This is a genomic window from Bradyrhizobium manausense (assembly GCF_018131105.1).
GTDB classification, from domain to species: domain Bacteria; phylum Pseudomonadota; class Alphaproteobacteria; order Rhizobiales; family Xanthobacteraceae; genus Bradyrhizobium; species Bradyrhizobium manausense_B.
The window spans coordinates 4,065,546-4,084,200 of record NZ_JAFCJI010000001.1 but is presented as its reverse complement, the minus strand read 5'-3'; the positions used below and the strand labels follow the sequence as shown (position 1 = coordinate 4,084,200).

Here is an 18,655-nt window from a genome sequence, read left to right as displayed (position 1 = left end):
TTTCAAGGTGGTGTCGGCCGCCCGATTTTGGGATTAATAAGGATTCGTCGGAATCCTCTCCCCCTTCAAGGCAAGGCGTGTCGGTCGCTCAACGCAGACGTATCTCGACGCTGGTCATGAACCGCTTCGCGCGGAACATGCTCGCGCGTGCGAGCGGCGGTTCCGTTGCGCTCTCGCGGGTCTGGCCCGGCCGGACCGACCGGCTGATCATCGCACCACATGATTTGCGCACCGCCGATGCGACCCGCGCCGCCGAGATCTATGCCGGGCGCTTCGTCTTCGCCGGCAAGATCGTCAACTGCCACGGCCGCTCGATCTTCGATCTCGATCCACCCTCGGAGGATTGGGAGGTCGCGCTGCTCGGCTTCGGCTGGCTGCGGCACCTGCGTGCCGCCGACACCGCGCTGACCCGGGCGAATGCGCGCGCGCTGGTCGAGGACTGGATCAGCAATCCCGCCAACAAGCGCCGGCCCGTTGCCCGCCGTGCCGATGTGCTGGCACGGCGCGTGATCTCGCTGCTGTCGCAGGCGCCGCTGGTGCTCAACGACACCGACAACAAATTCTACCGCCGTTACCTGCGCGCGCTCGCACGCGAGATCCGCTTCCTGCGCTACACCATGGTCAACATCCCGGACGGGGTGCCGAAGCTCCAGGTGTTGATCGCGCTATGTTACACGACGCTCTGCCTCGCCAACCAGGCCAGCCATATCCGCAGCGCGTCGAAGAAGCTCTCCGACGAATTGCAGCGGCAGATTCTCCCTGATGGCGGCCACATCTCGCGCAATCCGGGCGCGCTGATCGAATTACTGATCGACCTGTTGCCGCTGCGGCAGACCTTTGCCGCGCGCAACATCGCGCCGCCGCCGGCGCTGCTCAACGCGATCGACCGCATGATGCCGATGCTGCGTTTCTTCCGGCACGGCGACGGCAATTTCGCGTTATTCAACGGCATGAGCGCGACGTCGTCGGACCTGCTCGCCACGCTGCTCGCCTATGATGACGCCCATGGCGCGCCGATGGCGAATATGCCGCACACCGGCTTCCAGCGGCTCGATGCCGGCCCGACGACGCTCATCATCGACACTGGACCGCCGCCGCCGCCTGGCGTCAGCCACGACGCACACGCCGGTTGCCTGTCGTTCGAACTGTCCTCCGGCATCAGCCGCATCGTGACCAATTGCGGCATGCCGACCACGGGCCGCGATAATTGGCGGCCGTTCGCGCGCAGCACCGCGGCGCATTCGACGCTGACCTATCACGACACCTCGTCCTGCCAGTTCGTCGAGATGTCGGCGATGAAGCGGCTGCTGCACGGCGCGCCGATCACCAGCGGCCCCCATGAGGTGGAGAGCTATCGAGAAATCGTGCAGGACGGCACGCTGCTGACGACCTCGCATGACGGCTATCTCGCCAAGTTCGGCGTGATCCACCGTCGCGTGCTGATGATCGCCAATGACGGCGCGCGGATCGACGGCGAAGACACGCTCTCGCCGCCGCAAGGCGCGCGACTGAAAGGTGCCGACGCCGATTTCGCGCTGCGCTTCCATCTGCATCCCGCGGTGAAGGCAAGCCGGCTCTCGGACGCCCGCGGCGTGATGCTGGTGCTGCCGAACCGCGACGTCTGGACATTCGAAGCGCTCGACGACAAGGTCGATCTCGAGGATAGCGTATTCCTGGCCGGCAATGACGGTCCGCGCCGCACGGCCCAGATCGTGATCCGGCAGGATGCTCGCCAGGCGCCCTCGATCCGCTGGAGTTTTGTGCGCTCTACCGCATCGCCGGCGATCACCAATGCCCGCCGCAACGCCCGGCGCGAACCGGAACTGCCGCTGTAAAGAGCCGCGATTCGGCCCTATCTGATCGTTGTGAAGGGCCTCGAAAACTGCTATCGAGCGCTCGTTCGCGCGACTGGCGACCTTGGATGGAGCACCATCGGGAAGCGCGACACATATCCGCCGCGCGCCTGGGCATAGACACTCCCTGAACAGAGGATCTTGCTCATGACTGACCACCCCCGCCGCGTCACCCGCGCCCTGCTCTCCGTCTCCGACAAATCAGGCCTGATCGAGTTCGCGAAGGCGCTTGCCGCGCATGATGTCGAGCTGGTCTCGACCGGCGGTACCGCAAAAGCGATTGCGGCTGCCGGCCTGAAGGTGAAGGACGTGTCCGACCTCACCGGCTTCCCCGAGATGATGGACGGCCGCGTCAAGACCCTGCATCCGAAGGTGCATGGCGGCCTGCTCGCGATCCGCGACAACAGGGAGCACGCCGAGGCGATGAAGGCGCATGGCATCGCGCCGATCGACCTGCTCGTCGTCAACCTCTATCCGTTCGAAGCGACTGTCGACAAAGGCGCGGGCTTCGAGGATTGCATCGAGAATATCGACATCGGCGGCCCTGCGATGATCCGCGCCGCCGCCAAGAACCATGATGACGTAGCCGTCGTGGTCGAAGCTGACGACTACAAGGCCGTGCTCGACGAACTCGCCGCCAACAACGGCGCGACCACACTCAAGCTGCGTCGCCGCCTTGCGGCAAAGGCCTATGCACGCACCGGCGCCTACGACGCCGCGATCTCGAACTGGTTCAACCGCCAGCTCGAGATCGACGCGCCCGATTTCCGCGCCTTCGGCGGCAAGCTGATCCAGTCGCTGCGCTACGGCGAGAACCCGCACCAGACTGCGGCGTTTTACGCCACCCCCGACAAGCGCCCGGGCGTTTCGACCGCGCGGCAGCTTCAGGGCAAGGAGCTCTCCTACAACAACATCAACGACACCGATGCGGCCTATGAATGCATCGGCGAGTTCGACGCCAAGCGCACCGCCGCCTGCGTCATCGTCAAACACGCCAACCCGTGCGGTGTTGCCGAAGGCGCGAACCTCGTCGACGCCTATCGCAAGGCGCTCGCCTGCGATTCCACCTCGGCCTTCGGCGGCATCATCGCGATGAACCGTGCGCTCGACGCCGACACTGCGCGCGAGATCACAAAAATCTTCACCGAGGTGATCATCGCGCCCGACGCCAGCGAAGAGGCGATCTCGATCATCGGCGCGCGCAAGAATCTGCGCCTTCTCCTCGCCGGCAGCCTGCCTGATCCGCGGGCGCCCGGCCTCACCGCCAAGACGGTGGCCGGTGGCCTGCTCGTGCAGAGCCGCGACAACGCCGTGGTCGACGACATGACCTTCAAGGTCGTGACCAGGCGCGCGCCGACCGACGCCGAAATGCGCGACCTCAAATTCGCGTTCCGGGTGGCCAAGCACGTCAAGTCCAACACCATCATCTACGCCAAGGATCTCGCCACCGTCGGCATCGGCGCGGGCCAGATGAGCCGGGTGGATTCAGCGCGGATCGCGGCGCGCAAGGCGCAGGATGCAGCCAATGAACTGAAGTTTGCCGAGCCGCTCACCAAGGGTTCGGTCGTGGCGTCGGATGCGTTCTTCCCGTTTGCCGACGGCATGCTCGCCTGCATCGAGGCCGGCGCCACTGCCGTGGTGCAGCCCGGCGGCTCGATGCGCGATGAGGAGGTGATCAAGGCGGCCGACGAGCACGGCATCGCCATGGTGTTCACAGGCACGCGGCACTTCAGGCACTGAGTTAGTTGTCGTCCCGGCGTAGGCCGGGACCCATACCGCGTGATTTATCGATGGGTCCCGGTCTCAATACCGCGGAACGACCAGCCTTCGCCAAATCACGATTCGGGATTATGGGTCCCGGCCTTCGCCGGGACGACGATGAAATTTATTCTTCCCGCACCCGCATCAGCAGCGCGAACCCCGTCACGAAGAACACCACCAGCACGGCCATGCCGGCCTTTTGACTCGCGGTTGCCGCAGTGACCACGCCGATCATCAGCGGACCGATGAACGACGTTACCTTTCCGGTCAGTGCGAACAGGCCAAAATACTGCGCGATGCGATCCTTCGGCGCGAGGCGGATCAGCAGAGTGCGCGACGCAGCCTGAAGCGGGCCACCGGCCGCGCCGATCAGGCAGCCCAACACGATATAGGCACGCTCGGCGGCGGCAGCGAACATCGGACCGCCCGGCACCGGCGGCGCGACCTTGACGAACAGCACGCTGTCCTTGTCGACCAAGAGGATCGCCGCCACCGAAAGCAGCAGGATCAGCATACTGCCGGCAATGACGCGCTTCGGGCCGAGGGAATCATCGAGCTTGCCGCCAAGCCACGCGCCAAACGTGCCGGCGATGGCGAGGATGATGCCGAACGTGCCGATCTGGATCGTGTGCCAGCCGAAAGTGCCGGCAGCATAGATGCCACCGAACGCGAACAGCGACACCAGACCGTCGGTGTAGATCATGTTCGCAAGGAGAAACGCGGCGAGCGATTTCTGCCGCGGCAAATCCTTCAGCGATTGCTTCAGGTCCGCCAGGCCTTCGTGCAACGCCTCACGCAGCGGGCGCTTCGCCGGATAATCCGGCGTGAACAAGAACATCGGCGTCACGAAGATGATGAACCAGAGCCCGGTCAGCGGTCCGGCGGCACGGTCGCCTTCGTGGGTGACGGGATCGAGACCGAACAGCGGGGTGAAGCCGAGCAGCGTGTGTCCGGTCTCGGGATTGGCGGCGAGGAAGCCGAGCACGATGATCAGGCTGACGATGCCGCCGACGTAACCCGTGGCCCAGCCGGTGCCGGAGAGCCGGCCGATGCGCTCTGGCGGCACCAGGGTCGGCATCATCGCGTTGTTGAAGACGGTGGCGAACTCCGCGCCGACGCTGGCCAGCGCGACCGCGATCAGGAGCGGCGGAATGATTGCGTGATCGCCGGGCTTGCCGATCCATAGCGTACAGGAGGCCAGCACCAGCACCGCGCCGAACGCCGCGATCCACGGCTTTCTGCGGCCCGAGGCATCCGCAATGGCGCCAAGCACGGGCGACAGCAGCGCGATTGCCATGCCAGCTGCTGCCATCGCAAAACCCCAGAGCGATTGGCCGGTGGCCGGATCCGGCGCGATGCTGGTGGCGAAATAGGGCGCGAACACGAAGGTCGTGATCAGTGTGAAATAAGGCTGCGCGGCCCAATCGAAGAAGATCCAGCTGACGACGGCAGCGCGCGGCGGATAGGTCCGCGGGGCGCCGGCGATGGGCGCAGCCGGGGCGATCGTCGTCATCACGCGGTCCTCATCACGAACAGTTTTGCCTCTCATAGCGCAAACCGTATAGCATTGCAGCGACGCGTTTGAATTGGCCCGGGGGCTCGGCGGAAAATTTGACGATGGCGTCATTTGCGACACGGCGGACTTTTTTAGCACTCATCGCCACTCTGGGGTTTGGTCTTGCATCGGCAACCGCGCAGGATGCGCGGCGGGCCTATGTCCCACCCGCACTCGACACGGTACACGCCATCCCGGCCGAACACGGCATGGTGGTGGCCCAGGAGAAGATATCGGCGCAAGTCGGAGCCGACATCTTGCGTCGCGGCGGCAATGCCGTCGACGCCGCCGTCGCGACAGGGTTTGCGATGGCCGTGACCTATCCGCGCGCCGGCAATATCGGCGGTGGTGGCTTCATGGTGATCCATTCCGCCGAACGCAACGAGGACATCGCGATCGATTATCGCGAAACCGCGCCGGCGGCGACCACTGCTCAAGTTTTCCTCGGACCCGACGGCAAACCAGATCCGGCCAAGTCGCGCGATTCCGGGCTCGGCATCGGCGTGCCCGGCACGGTCGCAGGACTGGCGCTGGCGCTCGAGAAATATGGCTCGGGCAAGTTCTCGCTGGCGCAATTGCTCGAACCTGCGATCGCACTCGCCCGCGACGGATTTATCGTCACCGACGACATCGCCGATACTCTGCCAGGTTGGTACCCGCGACTCGCACGCTGGCCATCCTCGGCCAAAATTTTCGCGAAGCCCGATGGCACGCCGTTTCGCGAAGGCGAGCGGCTGGTGCAGAGCGATCTCGCCGACACGCTGGCGAGAATCGCAGCGCAGGGACCACAGGGTTTCTATGAAGGCGCGGTCGCCGAGAAGGTTGCAAAGGCTGTCTCCGACGCCGGCGGCATCATGACGCCGGCCGACCTGAAAGCCTATCGGGCGGTGATCCGTTCGCCGGTCCGCGGTACCTATCGCGGCTACGATATCGTCTCGATGCCGCTGCCCTCCTCCGGCGGCGTCGTGCTGGTCGAGACGCTCAACATCCTCGAAGGTTTTCAGCTCGGTGATTTGAAGCAGGGCTCACCGGCATCGCTGCATCTGCTGATCGAGGCCATGAAGCGCGCCTACGCGGATCGTGCGCGCTATCTCGGCGATCCCGCCTTCGTCAACGCGCCGATCGACAGGCTCACGGCCAAGGACTATGCGGCCAGGCTGCGCGCGAGCATATCCACCGAACGCGCCACGCCGTCGAAAGAGATCACTTCGGCCCCGCCTGCCCCGCGCGAAGGCAGCAACACCACGCATTTCTCGGTCGTCGACAGCAGCGGCAACGCCGTCAGCAACACCTACACGCTGAACTTCAGCTATGGCGTCGGCCTGGTCGCCGACGGCACCGGCGTGCTGCTCAACAATGAGCTCGACGATTTCACCGCGGCCGTAGGCGCCTCCAATGCCTATGGCCTGGTCGGTTACGAGGCCAATTTGCCTGGGCCCGGCAAGCGGCCGCTGTCGTCGATGTCGCCGACCATCGTGCTGAAGGACGGCAAGCCCGTGCTGGTGACGGGTTCGCCCGGCGGCAGCCGCATCATCTCGACCGTGCTCCAGGTGATCGTCAATGTGCTCGACTACAAAATGGACGTCGCCGCCGCAGTAGACGCACCGCGGCTGCATCATCAGTGGCTGCCGGATGAGGTGCGCGTCGAGCACGGTTTTCCTGATGCCGTGCTGTCCGGGCTGAAGGCGATGGACCACCTCATCGTCGAGCCGATGGGACAGACGTCGGCGAATTCGATTCTGGTGACGCCGAACGGGCCCCTCGGCGCGCCTGACCCGCGCACGCGCGGTGCGGAAGCCGCGGGACAGTAGTCCTGACGCTGCATGGCACGAGGGCGCACACCGGCTTGCGCCGGCCGCCGTGCGTGCTACCACCGCCCTGCCAGAAGAATTTGCCGGGGAAACGCACATGACTGCAGCCGATCCGACCGGGCGCATTGAACGCGCCGAGATCGACGACACCAGCCTTCTCGCCTTCTATCGCGACATGAACGTCGCCGAGCGCCGGACCTTCTGGGCCTGCGCGGCAGGCTGGGCGCTCGACGGCATGGACTTCATGATCTACCCCCTCGTGATCGGTACCATCATCGCGCTGTGGAAGGTCTCGCCAGCCTCCGCCGGCCTCGCCGGCACGGTGACACTGCTTGCGTCGGCGGTCGGTGGCTGGCTCGGCGGCTATCTCGCCGATCAGATCGGCCGGGTCAAAACACTCCAGATCACCATCATCTGGTTCTCGTTCTTCTCGCTGGTCTGCGCCCTCGTGCAGAATTTTGACCAGCTCCTGATCGCGCGCGCCGTGCTGGGCTTCGGCTTCGGCGGCGAATGGGCCGCGGGCGCCGTGCTGATGGGCGAAGCAATCCGGCCGCAATATCGCGGCCGCGCGGTCGGCTCGGTGCAATCGGGCTGGGCCGTCGGCTGGGGCCTTGCAGTGCTGTCGCAAGCGATCTTGTTTTCACTGATGCCGGCGGAGACGGCGTGGCGCTGGATGTTCGTAATCGGCGCGCTGCCGGCACTGCTGGTATTCTACATCCGCCGCTCCGTCACCGAGCCTGAGATCGCGGCAGAGGCGCGCGCCAGGCAGGCCGCAAGCGGCGATCGTCCAGCGCTCTGGGAAATCTTCTCCGGTCCAATTCTGAAGACCACGATCCTTGCGTCGCTCGCCGCGACCGGCTGTCAGGGCGGCTATTACGCCATCACCTTCTGGGTGCCGCAGTTCCTGACCAAGGAGCGGCACCTGTCGGTCGTCGGCTCGACTGGATATCTCTCGACACTGATCATCGGCTCCTTCGTCGGCTATCTCGTCGGCGCCTGGCTTGCCGACCGGATCGGCCGGCGCAATCTGTTCCTGATCTTCTCGATCGGCGCCATAGCCATCGTATTGCTCTACACGCAGCTACCGCTCACCAACGAGATCCTGTGGGTGCTCGGTTTCCCGCTCGGCTTCTTTGCCTCGGGCTATTTCTCGGGGGTCGGTGCATTCCTGACCGAGCTCTATCCGACGCGGCTGCGCGGCTCGGGACAGGGCTTCTGCTACAACTTCGGCCGTGGCATCGGCGCGCTGTTTCCATTCCTCGTCGGCGCGCTGTCGGCCTCGACGTCGCTTGCCAATGCGATCGCGATCTTCGCAGTGGCGGCCTACGCGCTGTTCTTCATCGCCGCCTTCGCGCTGCCGGAGACGCGCGGGCGCGTGCTGCATGCGGACTAGCTGGTGGCGTTACCCCGAGGGCGGTGAGAAGCTTACCGCCCCACCTGATACGGCCCGCCCTTCTCCAGCGCACGCGCATAGGCCGGCCGCGCGTGGATGCGCTCCAGGAACGCCATCGCCTTGGGATGGCCTTGCTCGAGTCCGCCGCGCGCCTGGGCCGCTTCCAGCGGAAAGCTCATCTGGATGTCGGCCGCGGTGAACTCGCTGCCGGCGAACCACTCGCTCTTGCCGAGCTCGCCTTCCCAATAATCCATGTGCTGCTTGAGCTGCGGATTGACCAGGGCGGTGAGCGCCTGGTTCGAAACCTTGCGCACCAGTGGACGAAGCAGCGCCGGCGCGCGCTTCGGCATCAGCGTGAACAGCAGCTTCAAGAGGAGCGGCGACATCGCGGACCCCTCCGCGTAGTGCAGCCAATAAGTGAAGCGCAGCCGCTCCGGCGTGTTCGTCGCCGGGATGAGCCGGCCATTGCCATAAGTCGCGATGACATATTCGATGATCGCACCCGACTCGGCGATGGTGTTGCCGTTGTCGGTGATGACGGGCGACTTGCCGAGCGGATGGATCGCGCGCAGCTCTTTCGGCGCGCGCATGTCAGGCTGACGCTGGTAGCGCACGATCTCATAGGGCACGCCCAACTCCTCGAGCAGCCACAGCACCCGCTGCGAACGCGAATTGTTGAGGTGGTGGACGGTCAGCATCGCAAGATCCCCAGGGTAGGCGTGGTCAGGTCGGCCGCGTACCTGCCAGCCCGGGGACGCAATGTCGAGCCATCAGGATGGATATTTTCACCCGGGTGTATTGACGGCGGTTATTTACCCGGATATTAAAGGCGCCAACGTCGTCAATTTGGCAATGATTTCAATGCAGAAGAATTTCACCGCCTTCCAGGGTCAGCGTCGCCTGGTGTCCGGGCCGGCTGGAGAGGTCGCGCTGGTCGTCAAGCGCGTGGCACCGCGGCCGGACGAGGCGATCATCATCTTCGAGGATGCCACCGGCCGGTCGATCGACTTCGATCTGCGCGGCGGCGATCGCGAGGTGTTGGCGCGTCTGGCGAAACTGATCCCGCCGCCGGTTGATGAGGAGGCTGCACCGTCGGCCGAGCCGCGCGGCCGCGGTCGACCGAAACTCGGCGTCGTCGCGCGCGAGGTGACGCTGCTGCCGCGGCATTGGGAGTGGCTCGGCGCGCAGCCCGGCGGCGCCTCGGTCGCCTTGCGAAAGCTCGTCGATGAGGCTCGGCGCGCAAGCGGCGACAAGGACCGCGAACGACAGGCGCGCGATGCGGCCTATCACTTCATGTCGACCATGGCCGGCAATCTGGCGCAGTTCGAGGAAGCCTCGCGCGCGCTGTTCGCGGATGACCGGCGCCGTTTCACCGGGCTGATCGCCGACTGGCCGGCCGATATCCGCGACCACATCGTCAAGCTCGCCTACAGCGACCGCGCCTAGGCGCGATCTCCAACAACCCCATCGACGGCCGAGCCGCGCATTGCGCGGCAACGGCTTCGCTCGCCCTGATGAAAGGCAAACCCATGTCCGCTCCAAAACCGCTCTGGCAAACTTTCCTGCGCTTCCTCGCACCGTTGATGCTGAGCAACGCGCTGCAATCGTTGTTCGGCACCGTCAGCAACGTCTATCTCGGCCACATGATCGGCGTCGACGCGCTCGCGGCGGTCTCGACCTTCTTCCCGGTGTTCTTCTTCCTGTTTGCCTTCGTCATGGGCCTGAGCACAGGCGCCACCGTGCTGATCGGTCAGGCCTTTGGCGCGGGCAAGCTCGACAGAATCAAGACCATCGTCGGCACGACACTCGCAGTCGGCCTGCTGCTCGCGATATCTGTCGGATTGCTCGGCGGCCTGTTCAGCCGGCAACTGATGATGGTGCTCGCAACGCCCGCGGACATTCTCGAGCAGGCCAGCCGCTACGCGCGCATCATGCTGCTGACGATGCCGCTCGGCTTCGTCTTCCTATTGATGACCGCGATGATCCGCGGTGTCGGCGACGCAGTAACGCCGCTGTTGGCACTGGCATTGTCAACAGCTATCGGACTGACGTTGACACCGATACTGATCCGCAGCGAGGTCGGCATCACCAGTCCCGCCTGGGCAGCCGCGATCTCCAACGCCGTGACGCTGATCGTTCTCGCAGTCTACTTGCTGCGAAGGAAGCACGCGATCGCGCCGGACATCGCGCTGCTGCGCCATGTGCGGCTCAATCGCGCGGTGCTCGGACAAATCCTCAGCATTGGCCTGCCGAGTGCGGTGGGCATGGTGGTGATGGCGATTGCCGAGCTCGTGCTGCTTGGCCTCGTCAACGGCTATGGCTCCGACGCTACGGCGGCTTATGGCGCCGTCAATCAAGTGATGGGCTACACGCAGTTCACGGCGATGTCGATTTCGATCGCGGTCTCGATTCTCGGTGCGCAAGCGATCGGCGGCGGCGACCGGGCGCGGCTCGACGGCATCGTCCGCACCGGCCTTGCGTTCAACCTCGTGTTGACCGGCGGGTTGGTGGCGTTGATCTACCTCGCACCACGCGCCGTCCTCGGCATCTTCATCACCGACGGCGCCGTGCTCGATCTGGCGAAAGGACTGCTCTTCGTCGCCCTGTGGAGCTCGGTGCCGTTCGGCCTTGCGACGACGTTTTCCGGCGCGATGCGCGCGGCGGGCGTCGCGCTGACGCCGATGCTGCTCTCGATCTTCGCCATCGTTGCGATCGAGTTGCCATCCGCGGTCATCCTCAGCCGCATGATCGGTCTCAAGGGCGTGTGGGCCGCCTATCCCATCGTGTTCTGCGCCATGTTCGTTTTGCAGATGGGCTATTACCTCTTGGTGTGGCGCAGGCAGGCAATCAAGCGGCTGGTCTGACGGTCAAGATATTATGACCGTCATTAAACGGTAGACCTGTGGCGCGCCCTGCGCCACAATGGGTGAAAAGTGACGTCAGGGAGAACGCATTTGACCCGCACAGCCCCGCAATTCCTGTTCGATTTCGGCAGCCCGAATGCCTATCTGAGCCATCTCGCGATCCCGGCGATCGAGCAGCGCATCGGCGTCAAATTCGAATATGTGCCGATCCTGCTCGGCGGCATCTTCAAGTCGACCAACAACAAATCGCCGGCCGAGACGCTCGCCGGCGTCAAGAACAAGCGTGAATTCCAGCAGGTCGAGACCGAGCGCTTTCTCAAGCGCTTCAACGTTCAGCCCTACGTCTGGAATCCGAACTTCCCCGTCAACACGCTGAACCTGATGCGCACCGCGATCGCCGCACAGCTTGAGGGCGTGTTCGAGACATATGTCGAGGCGGCCTTCCATCACATGTGGCGCGAGCCGAATAAGATGGACGATCCGGAAATTGCAGCGAAGGCGCTGGCGTCATCCGGTCTGGATGCGCAAAAGCTGTTCGCCCGCGCCCAGGAGCCGGAGGTGAAGGCCAAGCTGATCAAGAATACCGAGGAAGCGGTCGCGCGCGGTGCGTTCGGCTCGCCGACCTTCTTCGTGGGCAACGAGATGTTCTTCGGCAAGGAGCAGCTGCGCGAGGTCGAGGAGATGGTGCTGGGGAAGTGATCCAGCACCTCCAGAAAGCGGGTGGTCTCCGCGAGGTCGTTCTGGCATTCTCCGGGACGATGGAAAAGCAACAATAAGGACTTTCGCATGCGTATTCTCGTGGTCGGCGCCGGCGCCATCGGCGGCTATTTTGGTGGCAGGCTGTTGCAGGCCGGCCGCGACGTGACCTTCCTGGTTCGCCCCAAGCGCGCCAGCGAACTCGCGAGCGATGGCCTCGTCATCAAGAGCCCGAATGGCGATGTGACCTTGAAGAATCCGCCGACCGTTCAGGCCGACGCGCTCAAGGAAGAATTCGACGTCGTGCTGCTCAGCTGCAAGGCGTTCGACCTCGACGACGCCATCAAGTCATTCGCTGCAGCCGTCGGCCCTGACACCGCGATCATCCCGATGCTCAACGGCATGAAGCATCTCGACACGCTCGACCAAAAATTCGGCAAGGAGCGCGTGCTCGGCGGTCTCTGCGCCATCGCGGCGACCTTGAACGAGAAACGCGAAGTGGTGCAGCTGCAGCCGATGCAGGCGATCAATTACGGCGAGCGCGACGGAAAACCGTCGGACCGCGTCAAGGCGATCGACGAGGCCTTCAAGAGCGGCATCACCGGCGCCACCGCCAGCCAGAACATCATGCAGGACATGTGGGAAAAGTGGGTGTTCCTCTCCTCGCTCGCAGCTTCCACCAGCCTGATGCGCACCTCCGTCGGCGACATCCTCGCCGCCCCCGGCGGCCGGGATTTTCTGCTCGGCATGCTGGACGAGACCAGCTCGATTGCCGCCGCGTCCGGCTACACGCCGGGCGGACCGTTCTTCGAGCGCGTGAAGGGCAACCTCACAACCGAGGGCTCACCGATGACGGCCTCGATGTTCCGTGACGTCAAGGCGGGTTTTCCGGTCGAAGCCGATCACGTGATCGGCGACCTCATCGCGCGGGCCGATGCCGCCAAGGTGCCGGTGCCGAAGCTGCGCATCGCGTACACGCACCTCAAGGCGTATGAGAAGCAGCGGGCAGGGTAGAACCGCGTCATCCCGGGGCGAGCGCAGCGCGAGCCCGGGATCCATCACCACAGGGAGCAGCGTGATGCGATGCTCCCGCTCCGAGCCTTCGTCAAACTACGTCCTGTGGGTATGGGTCCCGGATCTGCGCTTCGCTTGTCCGGGACGACGGCGGAGTTTACCGCTCGAACTTCGCGCTATTTGAAGTACGCGAGATAGTGCGCGACGGCCGTGATTTCCTCATCGCTCATGTGATAGGCGACATCGGCCATCGCGGCTCCGCCGCCACCCACACGCTGGCTGTTCTTGTAGTCATGCAGCGCCTTGACCAGATATTCCTCGCGCTGCCCGGCAAGCCGCGCGACAGCCTTGGTGCCGGCAAAGCTATCCGTGTGGCATGAGGCACAGCGGCGGCCGACGGCGACTTGCGCGCCTTTCTTCGACAGGTCCGGATCCTTGTCTTCGGCGGCCTTCGGCGGCGTCATGGCCGCGAAATAGGCGCCGAGACTGCGAACGTCCTCGTTGCTGATCTCCTGGGCAATCGGCTGCATCTGCTCGTTCTTGCGCGAGCCGGCGCGGAAGAACACGAGCTGCCATTGCAGGAATTGATCGGGCTGGCCGGCCAGCGAGGGAATATTCTCGGTCTGCGAAATTCCGTTCTCGCCGTGACAGCCGGAACAGACGGCTGCCTTCTCCTGGACCGCGGTATTGTCGGCGGCGCTTGCAGAGAGCGCGCCGAGCGTGAGGAGCGCAGCCGCGCTGATTAGGTGCGAGATGAACTGCCGGCGCATGATGAGGATTCCGATCCATCTAGCTCGTCATTCCGAGGCGTGCGGAGCACGAGCCCGGACTCCATAACCGCGACACGGGGTTATGGGTTCCGGACTTGGGCTGGCGCGCAATCCGGAACGACGGCGTGTCCTTGAAATAAAAGAGGCTGCGGCCGTCGTCCGGTCGCAGCCCCGTGTCGTCGTGCGCTACTTCTTGCTGTAGCTGATGCGATAGATCGCGCCGGCCCAGTCGTCGGCGACGAGGATCGAACCATCCTTGGCGAGGATGATGTCATCGGGGCGACCGAGATAGCCCTGGTCACCCTCGATCCAGCCGGAGGCGAACACTTCCTGCTTGGCGTTCTTGCCGTCGGGTCCGACGATCACGCGCATGATGCGGGCGCCCTGGTACTTGTGACGATTCCAGGAGCCATGCTCGGCGATCAGGATGTTGTTCTTGTACTCGGCGGGGAACTGGTCGCCGGTATAGAACTTCATGCCGAGCGGAGCGACGTGCGCGCCGAGGTTCAGCACGGGCGGCGTGAACTCGGAGCATTTGTGGCCCATCGCGAACTTCGGATCGGGAAGGTCGCCCTGGTGGCAGTAGGGATAGCCGAAATGCTCGCCCATCTTGCTGATCATGTTGAGCTTGTCTGACGGGAGATCATCGCTGACCCAGTCGCGGGCATTTTCGGTGAACCAGTACTTGCCGGTGCGCGGATCGACGTCGCCGCCGACCGAGTTGCGAACGCCGAGCGCCCAGACTTCCGCATTGCCGGTCTTGGGATCGACGCGCCGGATCTGCGAGACGCTGGTCGGCGGGATGCCGATGTTGAAGGGCGGTCCGAACGGAATGTAGAACCAGCCTTCCTTGTCGGCCGCGAGATACTTCCAGCCATGCGCGGCATAGGACGGCATGTCGTCATAGACGACCTTGCCCTCGCCGGGATTGTCGAGCTTGTTTTCGATGTCGTCGTAGCGGATCAGCTTGTCGACCGCGATGACGTAGAGCGCGCCATCCTTGACGGCCAGACCCGTGGGCATGTTCAGCCCCTTGAGGATGGTCTTGACCTCTTTCTTTCCGTTGTTGTCCTTGATGGCATAGACGTTGCCGAGGCCGAACGAGCCGACGAACAGCGTGCCCTTGTCACCCCAGGCCATCTGTCGCGCGGCCAGCACGCCGGAGGCGTAGACCTCCATCTTGAAGCCCGCCGGCAGCTTCACTTTCTTGATGATGTTGGCGAGCTCGGCATCGGAGGCGCCGGTCGGCGGACCCGAGGGCGGAGCGAGGCCCTTCTGCGCCTCGGTCTCGTCGCCGAGGAACCAGTCATCCGGCGGATGGGTCCAGAATTCCTTGTTGCCGGATTCGTATTTCTTCAGCGGCTTGCTTTTGTCCTGCGCGTGGCCAGCGGTTGTCCCTGCAAGAAGGGCTACGGCTGCAAGCGCCAACACGGATCGATGGATCATCGATTTCATCGCGTCACTCCCCTAAGGCAGCCGTCAGGGCTGCACGTTATTTTGTTCTGATAGTCGAGAGGCGAAGTTGGAGTCTGTCGAGTGGCAGACGCAAAAAGGTTAGCACATCTGGGAGCGGTGAAAAGCGCGCCGCGTGCGCTGCGATTGCGCTCAGTAAAAATTGAGACTGATTGTCTCTCCAGGCGCGCGCGGCGACGACAACGCCTACGCTGCAGCGCGGAATCGAAATGACGCGCACCTCATTGCGAACGGCAGAAGGAGCCGATCAATACAAAAATGCGAAAACAACCCCATGCACCGTAGAACGGCCGAGACCGGATGCTGCGCGGTGACGCCGGCCACGCATCTGATTCATCGTGCGAATTGACAAAAGCGGCGACTATTGGGCGATCGGGTAAGGCCCGTTGTCAAACAGCGCATCGTGATAGCCCTTCGCTCCCACCTCGCGCGCCAGGGCGCTGCGAAAATCGCGCTCCTCGCGCAGGCTGCGCAGCACATGGGCGAAATCGAATTCGGGATCCCATCCAAGGTCACGCCGCGCACGCTCGTTGACATAGACACGGTCGATCTCGGGGAAGAGCCGCCAGCCGCGCGCGGCATAGAGCTGTGCGCAATCCGGATAGAGCTCGCGCACGACACCGGCCGCGTCACGGGCGAGCGCCGCGAGATGACGCTGCGCGAACGGGCTGGTGGCCGAGACGACGTAGCGGGCGAAGCCGAGCTCGGGCGCACGCGCCGCGGCGAGCAGATGCGCGCTGACCGCGTCCGTTATATCCAGCCGTCGATAGAGCAATTCATTGGCTTGCGCGTTGTCCTGCGCATAGGCCGACCGCATCGCGGGATCGTCGTCGTCCTCCGGAAAGAACCTCGATGTCCGCAGGATCACGACGGGCAAGCCCCGCTCGCGAAAGAACAGCTCGCACAGATTCTCCGCCATCAGCTTTGTGGTGCCGTAGATGTTCTTCGGCACCGACGGTAACTCCTCGGTAACCCACACCGCCGCCTGCCCCGGCTCGGGCCGGAGCTGCGAACCGAAGGCACTGGTGGTGCTGGTGAGGACGAAGCTGGTCACGCCGACGATGCTGGCCGCCTCGAGCAGATTGAGCGTGCCGGTGACATTGGTGTCGACAAAGGCCCGCTTGCTGTGGGTCGCCACATGCGGCTTGTGCAGCGTCGCGGCGTGGATGACGGTAGTGACGCCGTCCATCTGCGCCCGGACGAAGGCGCGATCGACGATCGAGCCGACGACATCGGTGAAGGGCGATGTCTTCAGATCGATCCCGCGCGCAGGTGAGCCGCGACGCCGGAGCGTCCGGAGGATCGCCTCGCCGAGGTGGCCGGCACTGCCAGTGACCAGAATTGTCATGTCAGACCCAAGCCAGCCGCCAGCGGCGTGGAAAACCACGGTCCGACCGGATCTGGCTGGATGCTTTGGGAAAAATTGGAGCGGGCGAAGGGGCTCGAACCCTCGACCCCGACCTTGGCAAGGTCGTGCTCTACCACTGAGCTACACCCGCATCCTGTGTCGGTCGCGTGACGCGCCGGCAACGGCTGTCGTATGCCAAAAGCGGGAGGCGAATGCAACAGCTACCGGCAGCATCATCTCGTATTCGGAGCCCCAATATGAGCCCGATCCCGGCCAAACCGACCGAAATCGGCCCGGAACCGCCGAATCGGCTGCCATGCATTGAAATTCGGCCGTCCCGGCCCAATTTTAGGGCCTGTAACGAAGCATATGTGATGGCGACGTGCTAAAGACCCGCCATTCCAGACATCAGACGAGGGGATCCCGTGACGATCATCGACCAGGGTAACGGAGCGGGCCCGGCTGCGGCCGATCTGATCAAGGACACCACCACCCAGACCTTCGTGAAGGACGTCATCGAGGAATCGAAGCGCCAGCCGGTGCTGATCGACTTCTGGGCGGAGTGGTGTGGCCCCTGCAAGCAGCTCACCCCCCTGCTCGAAAAGGCGGTCAAGGCCGCCAAGGGCAAGGTCAAGCTGGTCAAGATGAACATCGACCAGCATCCGGCGATCCCGGGCCAGATGGGCATCCAGTCGATCCCGGCCGTGATCGCCTTCGTCAACGGCCAGCCCGCCGACGGCTTCATGGGCGCGGTGCCGGAGAGCCAGCTCAACGCCTTCATCGAGAAGCTGACCAAGGGCGTGACCGCGCCGGGCGAGGTCAATGTTGCCGAGATCGTGCAGGAAGCCGATGCCGTGCTCGCCGAAGGCGATGCCGCGGCGGCCGCGCAGATCTACGCGGAAGCACTCCAGCATGACGCCACCAACATCGCGGCGCTCGCGGGCCTCGCAAAATGCTACGCCGTCTCGGGCGCGATGGAGCAGGCCAAGCAGACGCTGGCCATGGTGCCGGAATCCAAGCGCAACGACCCGGCCGTGAAGGCCGTGCAGACCGCGATCGACCTCGCCGAGCAGGCCGAGCAGCTGGGACCCGTTGCCGAGCTCGAACAGAAAGTCGCCGCAAACCCGCTCGATCATCAGGCGCGGTTCGACCTTGCCACCGCGCTGAACGCGAAGGGCGACCGCGCGGCCGCCACCGAGCAGCTGCTCGCGATCGTCAAGCGCGACCGCAAATGGAACGACGACGGCGCCCGCAAGCAACTGGTGCAGTTCTTCGAGGCCTGGGGCGGCGCGGATGATGCAACCGTCGAGGGTCGAAAGCGCTTGTCGACGGTCCTGTTTTCGTAAGCGCAGGTCATTTCGGAGCATGATCTTGTCGGAAAACCGCTTCACACTTTTCCGGATCATGCTCTAGCCACGCGGGGACCAGATGCCGATCAACATCGAATATCGCGGCCCCGCCGACCTTCCGGAAATCCTTCCCGTGTTTCCGCTGCCGGGCGCGCTGCTGCTGCCGCGCGGGCAGATGCCGCTCAACATCTTCGAGCCGCGCTATCTTTCGATGGTCGACGATTGCTTCCGCGACGGTCATCGCCTGATCGGCATGATCCAGCCTGACGTGGCGCATTCGCCGAAGAATTCCGACAAGCCGACATTATTCCGCGTCGGCTGCGTCGGCCGCATCACCCAGCTCGCCGAATCCGGTGACGGCCGCTACATCCTCGAGCTTACCGGCGTTGCGCGCTTCAAGGTGGTCGAGGAGCTCGAGGTGCTCACGGCCTACCGGCAGTGCAAGGTCGATTTCTTCGCCTTCACGGACGATTTCACCGCGCGCATAGGCGAGGACGAGGTCAACCGCGAGGCGCTGCTGGTGGCGCTGGCGGATTTCCTGAAGGCCAACAATCTCAAGGTCGATTGGGAAGGTGTCGAGAGCGCGCCCAACGAGGCGCTGGTCAATGCGCTGGCGATGATGTCGCCCTACGGCCCGGCCGAGAAGCAGGCGATGCTGGAAGCGCCTGACCTGAAGACACGCGCCGAGATCCTGATCGCGGTCACCGAGATGGACCTCGCCAAGAAGCGCACCAGCGGCGATCCACCATTGCAGTAGGGATGCGAGGG

Annotated in this window: 15 protein-coding genes, 1 tRNA gene and 1 riboswitch; of the genes, 10 read left to right on the top strand and 6 right to left on the bottom strand. The window is 64.2% G+C overall.

Translation table 11 applies throughout. The features are described from left to right. Positions 1–116 precede the first annotated feature (116 nt). Both JQ631_RS19480 and purH read left to right on the top strand, forming a co-directional pair. On the top strand, positions 117–1,835 hold the full coding sequence (locus tag JQ631_RS19480) for a heparinase II/III family protein (protein WP_212328276.1): 1,719 nt from the start codon (positions 117–119) through the stop codon (positions 1,833–1,835). A 59-nt stretch (positions 1,836–1,894) separates the two neighbouring features. Beyond that, a riboswitch (ZMP/ZTP riboswitch) is annotated at positions 1,895–1,976 on the top strand. A gap of 24 nt (positions 1,977–2,000) precedes the next feature. Continuing rightward, positions 2,001–3,593 (top strand): bifunctional phosphoribosylaminoimidazolecarboxamide formyltransferase/IMP cyclohydrolase, encoded by a 1,593-nt coding sequence (gene purH, locus JQ631_RS19475; RefSeq protein ID WP_212328275.1) that lies wholly within the window; start codon positions 2,001–2,003, stop codon positions 3,591–3,593. A gap of 145 nt (positions 3,594–3,738) precedes the next feature. Here purH and JQ631_RS19470 read toward each other — a convergent pair whose 3' ends face one another. Then, positions 3,739–5,127 (bottom strand): MFS transporter, encoded by a 1,389-nt coding sequence (locus tag JQ631_RS19470; RefSeq protein WP_212328274.1) that lies wholly within the window; start codon positions 5,125–5,127, stop codon positions 3,739–3,741. A 104-nt stretch (positions 5,128–5,231) separates the two neighbouring features. Here JQ631_RS19470 and ggt point away from each other — a divergent pair, with 104 nt between their 5' ends. Together ggt and JQ631_RS19460 are read left to right on the top strand one after the other, a co-directional pair. Then, positions 5,232–6,980, top strand: a complete 1,749-nt coding sequence (gene ggt / locus JQ631_RS19465) for a gamma-glutamyltransferase (protein WP_212328273.1) — start codon at positions 5,232–5,234, stop codon at positions 6,978–6,980. Positions 6,981–7,077: 97 nt separating this feature from the next. After that, on the top strand, positions 7,078–8,373 hold the full coding sequence (locus tag JQ631_RS19460; protein WP_212328272.1) for an MFS transporter: 1,296 nt from the start codon (positions 7,078–7,080) through the stop codon (positions 8,371–8,373). Between the two features lie 32 nt (positions 8,374–8,405). On the opposite strand, the gene JQ631_RS19455 is transcribed toward JQ631_RS19460, so the two are convergent. Further along, positions 8,406–9,071 (bottom strand): glutathione S-transferase family protein, encoded by a 666-nt coding sequence (locus JQ631_RS19455; RefSeq protein ID WP_212328271.1) that lies wholly within the window; start codon positions 9,069–9,071, stop codon positions 8,406–8,408. 163 nt (positions 9,072–9,234) lie between these two features. Here JQ631_RS19455 and JQ631_RS19450 point away from each other — a divergent pair, with 163 nt between their 5' ends. The 4 genes from JQ631_RS19450 to panE all read left to right on the top strand — a co-directional run bounded on the left by JQ631_RS19450 (position 9,235) and on the right by panE (position 12,947). Next, complete coding sequence (locus tag JQ631_RS19450; RefSeq protein ID WP_212328270.1) at positions 9,235–9,819, top strand: DUF2239 family protein; 585 nt, start codon at positions 9,235–9,237, stop codon at positions 9,817–9,819. An 83-nt stretch (positions 9,820–9,902) separates the two neighbouring features. Then, a complete protein-coding gene (locus JQ631_RS19445) occupies positions 9,903–11,237 on the top strand; it encodes an MATE family efflux transporter (RefSeq protein WP_212328269.1) in 1,335 nt (444 codons plus the stop codon). Between the two features lie 90 nt (positions 11,238–11,327). Beyond that, positions 11,328–11,936 (top strand): 2-hydroxychromene-2-carboxylate isomerase, encoded by a 609-nt coding sequence (locus tag JQ631_RS19440; RefSeq protein ID WP_212328268.1) that lies wholly within the window; start codon positions 11,328–11,330, stop codon positions 11,934–11,936. A gap of 87 nt (positions 11,937–12,023) precedes the next feature. Further along, positions 12,024–12,947: a 2-dehydropantoate 2-reductase gene (gene panE, locus JQ631_RS19435; protein WP_212328267.1), complete on the top strand. Its 924-nt coding sequence runs from the start codon at positions 12,024–12,026 to the stop codon at positions 12,945–12,947. 176 nt (positions 12,948–13,123) lie between these two features. Here panE and JQ631_RS19430 read toward each other — a convergent pair whose 3' ends face one another. The 4 genes from JQ631_RS19430 to JQ631_RS19415 all read right to left on the bottom strand — a co-directional run bounded on the left by JQ631_RS19430 (position 13,124) and on the right by JQ631_RS19415 (position 16,689). Further along, on the bottom strand, positions 13,124–13,717 hold the full coding sequence (locus tag JQ631_RS19430) for a c-type cytochrome (RefSeq protein ID WP_212328266.1): 594 nt from the start codon (positions 13,715–13,717) through the stop codon (positions 13,124–13,126). 186 nt (positions 13,718–13,903) lie between these two features. Beyond that, on the bottom strand, positions 13,904–15,172 hold the full coding sequence (locus JQ631_RS19425; protein ID WP_212328265.1) for a PQQ-dependent sugar dehydrogenase: 1,269 nt from the start codon (positions 15,170–15,172) through the stop codon (positions 13,904–13,906). A 379-nt stretch (positions 15,173–15,551) separates the two neighbouring features. Next, a complete protein-coding gene (locus JQ631_RS19420) occupies positions 15,552–16,538 on the bottom strand; it encodes an NAD-dependent epimerase/dehydratase family protein (RefSeq protein WP_212328264.1) in 987 nt (328 codons plus the stop codon). A 76-nt stretch (positions 16,539–16,614) separates the two neighbouring features. Then, positions 16,615–16,689 (bottom strand) — tRNA-Gly (locus JQ631_RS19415). Positions 16,690–16,963: 274 nt separating this feature from the next. Between JQ631_RS19415 and trxA the strand changes: the two genes are divergently transcribed. Together trxA and JQ631_RS19405 are read left to right on the top strand one after the other, a co-directional pair. Beyond that, positions 16,964–17,884 (top strand): thioredoxin, encoded by a 921-nt coding sequence (trxA, locus tag JQ631_RS19410; RefSeq protein WP_212328263.1) that lies wholly within the window; start codon positions 16,964–16,966, stop codon positions 17,882–17,884. 82 nt (positions 17,885–17,966) lie between these two features. Continuing rightward, complete coding sequence (locus JQ631_RS19405; RefSeq protein ID WP_212328262.1) at positions 17,967–18,644, top strand: LON peptidase substrate-binding domain-containing protein; 678 nt, start codon at positions 17,967–17,969, stop codon at positions 18,642–18,644. Positions 18,645–18,655 lie beyond the last annotated feature (11 nt).